General features: G+C 71.0%; 10 protein-coding genes. 3 read left to right on the top strand and 7 right to left on the bottom strand.

Annotated features, from left to right (window positions below; translation table 11 throughout):
* From ACFFNX_RS37610 to ACFFNX_RS37620, 3 genes are all read right to left on the bottom strand, one after another.
* Nucleotides 1–835 (bottom strand): trans-sulfuration enzyme family protein (locus ACFFNX_RS37610; RefSeq protein WP_378210839.1); only part of this gene is annotated, 835 nt, incomplete at its 3' end.
* 74 nt (nt 836–909) lie between these two features.
* Entirely contained in the window at nt 910–1,914 is a 1,005-nt protein-coding gene (locus ACFFNX_RS37615; protein WP_378210840.1) for an NAD(P)H-dependent glycerol-3-phosphate dehydrogenase, read from the bottom strand.
* On the bottom strand, nt 1,911–2,723 hold the full coding sequence (locus ACFFNX_RS37620; RefSeq protein WP_378210842.1) for a lysophospholipid acyltransferase family protein: 813 nt from the start codon (nt 2,721–2,723) through the stop codon (nt 1,911–1,913). The genes ACFFNX_RS37615 and ACFFNX_RS37620 overlap by 4 nt, the downstream gene beginning before the upstream one ends.
* An 82-nt stretch (nt 2,724–2,805) precedes the next feature.
* On the opposite strand from ACFFNX_RS37620, the gene cofC reads away from it, so the two are divergent.
* Both cofC and ACFFNX_RS37630 read left to right on the top strand, forming a co-directional pair.
* Nucleotides 2,806–3,459, top strand: coding sequence for a 2-phospho-L-lactate guanylyltransferase (gene cofC, locus ACFFNX_RS37625; protein ID WP_378210844.1), 654 nt, complete (start codon nt 2,806–2,808; stop codon nt 3,457–3,459).
* A gap of 11 nt (nt 3,460–3,470) precedes the next feature.
* Nucleotides 3,471–3,671, top strand: coding sequence for a cold-shock protein (locus ACFFNX_RS37630; RefSeq protein WP_378210846.1), 201 nt, complete (start codon nt 3,471–3,473; stop codon nt 3,669–3,671).
* Nucleotides 3,672–3,746: 75 nt separating this feature from the next.
* Here ACFFNX_RS37630 and ACFFNX_RS37635 read toward each other — a convergent pair whose 3' ends face one another.
* The 4 genes from ACFFNX_RS37635 to leuC form a co-directional block, all read right to left on the bottom strand.
* Complete coding sequence (locus ACFFNX_RS37635) at nt 3,747–4,031, bottom strand: HU family DNA-binding protein (RefSeq protein ID WP_285569221.1); 285 nt, start codon at nt 4,029–4,031, stop codon at nt 3,747–3,749.
* Nucleotides 4,032–4,137: 106 nt separating this feature from the next.
* Nucleotides 4,138–4,437: an SCO5555 family protein gene (locus tag ACFFNX_RS37640; RefSeq protein ID WP_378210848.1), complete on the bottom strand. Its 300-nt coding sequence runs from the start codon at nt 4,435–4,437 to the stop codon at nt 4,138–4,140.
* A gap of 14 nt (nt 4,438–4,451) precedes the next feature.
* Nucleotides 4,452–5,042, bottom strand: coding sequence for a 3-isopropylmalate dehydratase small subunit (gene leuD / locus ACFFNX_RS37645; RefSeq protein WP_378210850.1), 591 nt, complete (start codon nt 5,040–5,042; stop codon nt 4,452–4,454).
* An 18-nt stretch (nt 5,043–5,060) separates the two neighbouring features.
* Nucleotides 5,061–6,458, bottom strand: a complete 1,398-nt coding sequence (gene leuC, locus ACFFNX_RS37650; protein ID WP_378210851.1) for a 3-isopropylmalate dehydratase large subunit — start codon at nt 6,456–6,458, stop codon at nt 5,061–5,063.
* A gap of 77 nt (nt 6,459–6,535) precedes the next feature.
* On the opposite strand from leuC, the gene ACFFNX_RS37655 reads away from it, so the two are divergent.
* Nucleotides 6,536–6,777, top strand: a 242-nt coding sequence (locus ACFFNX_RS37655) for a helix-turn-helix domain-containing protein (RefSeq protein WP_378210852.1), incomplete at its 3' end; no start/stop codon positions are given.

The raw sequence follows: 6,777 nt of genomic DNA on the forward strand, positions 1-6,777 counted from the left end.
CGGCCGCCAGCAGCGCGGCCGTGTCGCACTGGCGGCGCACCCGCAGCGGCAGCGTCTCCAGCCCGCGGCGCAGCAGGAAGGCCTCGTCCGGCGCCAGCGCTCCTCCGGTGTGGAGGCGCACCTCGCGGACCGGCGCGACCACGCCGGGACGCCCGACGACGACACCGCCGGTGGCGTCGCTGTGCCCGCCGATGTACTTGGTCGCCGAGTGGACGACGAGGTCCGCGCCGTGCTCCAGCGGGCGGCAGACGACCGGTGTCGCGAAGGTCGAGTCGACGACCAGCAGCGCCCCCGCCTCGTGTGCCGCCTCCGCCAGCGCGGGCAGGTCGGCCACGGCCATGGTGGGGTTCGCCAGGGTCTCGGCCCAGATGAGCCGCGTCTCGGGCCGGATCGCCGCGCGTACCTGCGCGGGATCGGTCACGTCGACGAAGTCGGTCAGCACCCCGAACCGCGACAGCAGCTGCGACATCAGCCCGTACGTGCCGCCGTACGCCGCCGCCGGCGCCACGACGTGCGCGCCCGCGTGGGTGTACGCCAGGAGCACGCCGGTGATCGCCGCCATGCCCGACGCGAACGCCTCGCCCGTCACGCCGCCGAGGCGCGCGCCCTCGAGGGCGGCGACCGCCGCCGCGAACCCGTCGGAGGTCGGGTTGTCGATCCGGCTGTAGGTGTAGCCCGGCATGCGCTCGCCCAGCACGTCGGCGTACTCCTGCGACGTCGGGAAGGCGTAGGTGGCCGAGCGCCACACCGGCGTGCCGAGCGGCTCCTGACGGGGCACGGGGGTGGGCGGGAGGTGGATCGCGCGGGTGTTCTCACCGGACGGCTGTTCGGTCATGTTCCCTCCTTCGTCGGAGGGAGTGACCACCGGGACGCGTCCTTTGACTCCCTCGCTCCGTTCGGTCATGTTCTTCAGACTCCGTAGCGTTCCGGCTTCGGCGTGCGCGACATCAGCAGCCGGCCGGCCTCGACGGGGCTCAGGCCGCGGTGCATGACGGCCACGATCCCCTCGGTGAGCGGCATCTCGACGTGGTGGCGCCGGGCGAGCTCCAGCACGGCGTCGCAGGACTTGACGCCCTCGGCGGTCTGTTTCGTGACGGCGATGACCTCGTCCAGGCTCATGCCGCGGCCGAGGTTCTCCCCGAACGTCCGGTTGCGCGACAGCGGCGAGCCGCAGGTGGCGACGAGGTCGCCCATGCCCGCCAGCCCGGCGAAGGTGTGCTGGTCGGCGCCGAGCGCCGCGCCGAGCCGGGCGATCTCGGCGAGGCCCCGCGTCATCAGCAGGGCACGGACGTTGTCGCCCATGCCCATGCCGACCGAGATGCCGACGGCCAGGGCGATGACGTTCTTGACCGCGCCGCCCAGCTCGCAGCCGACCACGTCCGTGTTGGTGTACGCGCGGAAGTAGGGCGTCATGCAGGCGAGCTGGAGCTTCTGCGCGGTCGGTTCGTCGGTGCAGGCGACGACGGCGGCCGACGGCTGCTCCAGCGCGATCTCGCGGGCCAGGTTGGGCCCGCTGATCACCGCGACCCGTTCCTCCGGCACCTCGGCGACCTCACGGACCACCTCGCTCATCCGCTTGCACGTGCCGAGCTCGATGCCCTTCATCAGGCTGACCAGCACGGCGTCACCGCCGATCAGCGGCCGCCACTCCCGCAGGTTGGCGCGCAGGGTCTGGGCGGGCACGGCCAGGACGATGTACGGCGCGCCGTCGAGGGCCTCGGCGACGTCCGTGGTGGCGCTGAGGCGCTCCGGCAGCGTGGTCTCCGGGAGATAGTCGGGGTTGCGCCGGGTCTGGTTGATCGCGTCGACGACGTCCGTACGGCGTCCCCACAGGGTGACGTCGCCGCCCGCGTCGGCGAGCACCTTGGCGAAGACGGTCCCCCAGGACCCTGCTCCCAGTACGGCGATCTTCAAGAGGCCTTGGCCTCCTCGTTCTCGCCGTCCGTGCCGTCCGTGCCGTCATTGTCGCCGTTGTCGTCCTTGTCGTCCGCGTCGGCGGTGCGCTCGGCGGCGCGGGCGGCGCGCGTCGCCTCGCGGTGGTCATAGAGCGTCTCCGGCGGCGTCTCACCGCGCAGCTCGCCCAGCAGGGCGGCGATGGCGGCCATGATGTCGGCGGTCGCGGCGGTGAGCGTCTCGGTGTCGAGCGGCCTGCCCTCGTACTTCGACAGGTCCACGGGCGGCCCGGCGACGACGTGCATCGTCTTGCGCGGGAACAGCCGGATCTTCTTCGTGCCGTACCGCCACAGCTCGTGCGCGCCCCAGTGCGCGACCGGGACCACCGGGACGCCGGTGGTGAGGGCGACGCGGGCCGCGCCGGTCTTGCCGGTCATCGGCCACAGGTCCGGGTCGCGGGTGCAGGTGCCCTCGGGGTAGAAGATCACGCACTCGCCCGCACGCAGGCCCTTCTCCGCGTCGCGGAGCGCCAGACCCGCGTCGGAGCGGTCGCGGTAGACCGGGATCTGGCCGGTACGGCGGAGGATGTGGCCGAGGACCCGGCTCTTGAACACCGAGTCCTTGGCGAGGTACACCGGGAAGCGGCCCGCGGTGTAGACGAAGTGGGCCAGCGCCAGCGGGTCGGACTCCGACAGGTGGTTGGGCGCGATGACCACGCCGCCCGTGCGCGGGATGTTCTCCTGCCCCTTCCAGTCGCGTTTGAGCAGGTTGAACAGCAACGGCCGCAGGATCCCCACGACGATCGTGCGCCACACGGGCGAATATTTCATTGCCCATCTCCTAGGTTCGTGCCCGCGAACTGCGGGGGTCCGGTCAAGTCTCGCGGTTGGTTCCGCATAGTGTCGACCCACGATGCCTCGTACCCACCGTCTCACCTGGACGCTCGTCGTGCCGGTCAAGCCGCTGGCACGGGCGAAGTCGCGTCTGTCCGGACCCGCCGGGCCGCACCGCGAGCGACTCGCGCTGGCGATCGCGACCGACACGGTATCGGCCGTGCTCCGATCATCACGGGTGGAGGGGGTCGTCGTGGTCACCGACGACCCGGTCGCGGCACCGGAGCTGGCCGCGCTCGGCGCCATCATCGTGCCCGACGAACCCGACGACGGCCTGAACCCGGCGCTGGTGCACGGCGCCGCCGAGGCCCGGCGCCTGGCCCCCGAACGCGCCGTCGGCGCGCTGAGCGCCGACCTGCCGTCGCTGCGGCCCGGCGAGCTGACGCGGGTGCTGGACGCCGCGGCGGCGGTGCCGAACGCCTTCGTCCCGGACGCGGCGGGCATCGGCACCACGCTCTACACCGCCCGGCCGGACGCGATCTTCGCCCCGGCCTTCGGCCTGGAGTCACGGACCCGCCACCGCGATGGCGGCGCGCGGGAACTGGCGTTCGACGACGTCCCTAGCGTGCGCCGCGACGTCGACACGATCGATGACCTGCGGGCCGCCCTCGAACTCGGCGTCGGCCCGCGCACGGCCTCGGTCGCCCTCCTCCTGCCCTCCGCCCGCCGCTAGGCTCTACGGTCATGCAGGCGACGGTGAAGGCGTTCGACCGCGACACGCGCAGCGGAAGCGTGCTGCTGGACGACGGAAGCGAGCTGTCCTTCGGCGCGCTGGCGTTCGACGCCGGCGGCCTGCGGCTGCTGCGCCTCGGTCAGCGGGTCAACATCGCCGTCGAGGACGGCTGGATCACCGCGATCACGCTGTCGACGTTCCCCCTGCCCTAGGGCCTGCCTCGCGAACGTCGACGGCGCCCGGGAGACGGGATGTCTCTCCGGGCGCCGTGACCGTATGTGTCGTTCTTACTTCTTCTTGGGACCGGCAACCTGGCCCTTGAAATCGGCGCCGGCCTTGAACTTCGGCACCGACGTCGCCGGAACCTTGATGGTGGCGCCGGTCGCCGGGTTGCGGGCCTCTCGGGCAGGTCGATCGGCCTTTTCGAAGGAGCCGAAGCCGGTGATGGCGACCTTCTCCCCCTTGGCGACGGTGTCCTGGATGGTGTCCAGAATCGCGTCGACGGCCTCTCCCGCGATCTTCTTACTGCCAACTCGTTCGGCGACAGCGTCGACGAGCTCACGCTTGTTCATGGGTTACTCCTCTTCCCCCTTGCTCGCTTGAAACTAGGGGACTCGCAGCATCTACACAATCACCCATGGCCGAGGTTTTCGGCTGTGTCGCAGGCCGAAGTGCCGTTCAGGGAACGTTTTCATCGCCATCGAGATCACTGAGGAATGATTCGAGGCGTCTCAGGGCGAGCGCGGCATCCCGTTTTGCGAGGTCGGTGATCACCAGCAAATGCCGGGTCATCTGGGGCCTGACCAGCGGCGATAGGTTCGCGACCCGGGCGTGCGCGACCCGGAGGCCGTCCGCCAGGGCGTCGAGCTCCGGATCGTTCCAGCCCCCGCGTGATGCGTTCATCATCACACTCGATTTTTTCGGTGGCGTCGGCGCGGCGAGGCCGCCGGCGGGGGCGACGAGCGCCCTCGCCGGCATAGACGGGCGGTCTCTCAGGCGGTCACCGGGAGCCACGGCTGCCGGTTCTTCTCGAAGACGGTGATGTCGTCGGCGTACCGCAGGGTGAGCCCGATGTCGTCGAGCCCCTCCGTCAGACGCCAGCGGGTGTAGTCGTCGATCTCGAAGGACCGCACGCCGCCCTCGTCGCAGCGCAGCTCGCGGGCGGGCAGGTCGATGGTGAACTCCTTGGCCGGGTTCGCCTCGATCTTGTCCTGCAGGCGCTCGACGTAGTCCTCGGGCAGCTCGATCGGCAGCAGGCCCATCTTGGTGGCGTTGTTGCGGAAGATGTCGCCGAAGCGGGCCGAGATGACGGCGCGGAAGCCGTACTGCTGCAGGGCCCAGACGGCGTGCTCGCGCGAGGATCCGGTGCCGAAGTCCGGCCCGGCGACCAGGATCGACGCCCCGGCGTACTCCGGACGGTTCAGCACGAACTCCGGGTTCTCCCGCCAGGCGGAGAACAGGCCCTTGTCAAAGCCGGTACGGCTGACCTGCTTGAGCCAGACGGCCGGGATGATCTGGTCGGTGTCGACGTTGCTGCGCCGCAGCGGCACGGCGCGCCCGGTGTGAACGGTGAAGGCTTCCATGTCTGCTGGGTCCCCTCGTTACAGGTCTGCGGGAGCGGCCAGGCGGCCGGTGACGGCGGTGGCGGCGGCGACGGCGGGCGAGACCAGGTGGGTGCGTCCGCCCTTGCCCTGCCGGCCCTCGAAGTTGCGGTTGGAGGTCGAGGCGCTGCGCTCCCCCGGCTTGAGCTGGTCGGGGTTCATGCCGAGGCACATCGAGCAGCCCGCCTCGCGCCACTCGGCGCCGGCCTCGGTGAACACGGCGTCGAGACCCTCTTCCTGGGCCTGCGCCTTGACCCTCATCGAACCCGGGACGACCAGCATGCGGACGCCGTCGGCGACCTTGCGGCCCTTGATGATCTCGGCGGCGGCGCGCAGGTCCTCGATGCGGCCGTTGGTGCAGGAGCCGACGAACACGGTGTCGACGGCGATGTCGCGCAGCGGGGTGCCGGCGTCGAGGCCCATGTACTCCAGGGACCGCTCGGCGGCGCTGCGCCGGGTCGGGTCCTCGAACGAGGACGGGTCCGGCACGCTCCCGGACAGCGGCGCGCCCTGGCCCGGGTTGGTGCCCCAGGTGACGAACGGGGTGAGCTCGGCGGCGTCGATGACGACCTCACGGTCGAAGACGGCGTCGTCGTCGGTGCGCAGCGACCGCCAGTACTCCTTGGCGGCCTCCCAGTCGGCGCCCTGCGGGGCGTGCTGGCGGCCCTCGAGGTAGGCGAAGGTCGTCTCGTCCGGCGCGATCATGCCGGCGCGGGCGCCCGCCTCGATGGACATGTTGCAGACCGTCATGCGGCCCTCCATCGAGAGCGCGCGGATCGCCTCGCCGCGGTACTCGATGATGTGGCCCTGGCCGCCGCCGGTGCCGATGCGGGCGATGATCGCCAGGATCAGGTCCTTGGCGGTCACGCCGGTGGGCAGCTCACCGTTCACGGTGACCGCCATCATCTTGGGCCTGTTCTGCGACAGCGTCTGCGTCGCCAGGACGTGCTCGACCTCGCTGGTGCCGATGCCGAACGCCAGCGCGCCGAACGCGCCGTGCGTCGAGGTGTGCGAGTCGCCGCAGACGACCGTCATGCCGGGCTGGGTCAGCCCGAGCTGCGGGCCGATCACGTGCACGATGCCCTGGCCCTCGTCGCCCATCGGGTGCAGGCGTACGCCGAACTCGGCGCAGTTCTTGCGCAGGGTCTCCACCTGCGTCCGGGAGACCGGGTCGGCGATCGGAGCCAGGATGTCGGTCGTCGGGACGTTGTGATCCTCGGTGGCGATCGTCAGGTCCGGCCGGCGGATCTTGCGGCTCGCCATGCGCAGGCCGTCGAAGGCCTGCGGACTCGTCACCTCGTGGACGAGGTGAAGATCGATGTAGAGGACGTCCGGCTCGCCCTCCGTGCTGCGCACCACGTGCGCGTCATAAACCTTGTCCGCCAGTGTCCGGCCCATCACTCCACCTCTTCTTGGTCCTGGAGCTCCTTTGCTCACGACTTGCATCTCAGATTGCGAGACGGCAGTATCGAGGCATGGACAACTCTAGCGGAGTCGGCGTACTTGACAAAGCGGTACTCGTCTTGAACGCCCTGGAGGCCGGCCCCGCCTCGCTGGCCCAGCTCGTGCAGACGACCGGCCTGGCCCGCCCGACCGCCCACCGCCTCGCCGTCGCGCTGGAGCACCACCGGCTGGTCCACCGCGACACCCAGGGCCGGTTCATCCTCGGCCCCCGGCTCGCCGAGGTCGCCGCCGCGGCCGGCGAGGACCGGCTGCT

The organism is Actinoallomurus acaciae (assembly GCF_042429965.1).
Taxonomy (GTDB): Bacteria; Actinomycetota; Actinomycetes; order Streptosporangiales; family Streptosporangiaceae; genus Actinoallomurus; species Actinoallomurus acaciae.

Bases quoted from the DNA above. Each gene is read 5' to 3' on its own strand.
- ACFFNX_RS37620 (WP_378210842.1), bottom strand. From the start codon at position 2,723: ATGAAATATTCGCCCGTGTGGCGCACGATCGTCGTGGGGATCCTGCGG.
- cofC (WP_378210844.1), top strand. From the start codon at position 2,806: ATGCCTCGTACCCACCGTCTCACCTGGACGCTCGTCGTGCCGGTCAAG.
- ACFFNX_RS37630 (WP_378210846.1), top strand. From the start codon at position 3,471: ATGCAGGCGACGGTGAAGGCGTTCGACCGCGACACGCGCAGCGGAAGC.
- ACFFNX_RS37635 (WP_285569221.1), bottom strand. From the start codon at position 4,031: ATGAACAAGCGTGAGCTCGTCGACGCTGTCGCCGAACGAGTTGGCAGT.
- ACFFNX_RS37640 (WP_378210848.1), bottom strand. From the start codon at position 4,437: ATGCCGGCGAGGGCGCTCGTCGCCCCCGCCGGCGGCCTCGCCGCGCCG.
- leuD (WP_378210850.1), bottom strand. From the start codon at position 5,042: ATGGAAGCCTTCACCGTTCACACCGGGCGCGCCGTGCCGCTGCGGCGC.
- leuC (WP_378210851.1), bottom strand. From the start codon at position 6,458: ATGGGCCGGACACTGGCGGACAAGGTTTATGACGCGCACGTGGTGCGC.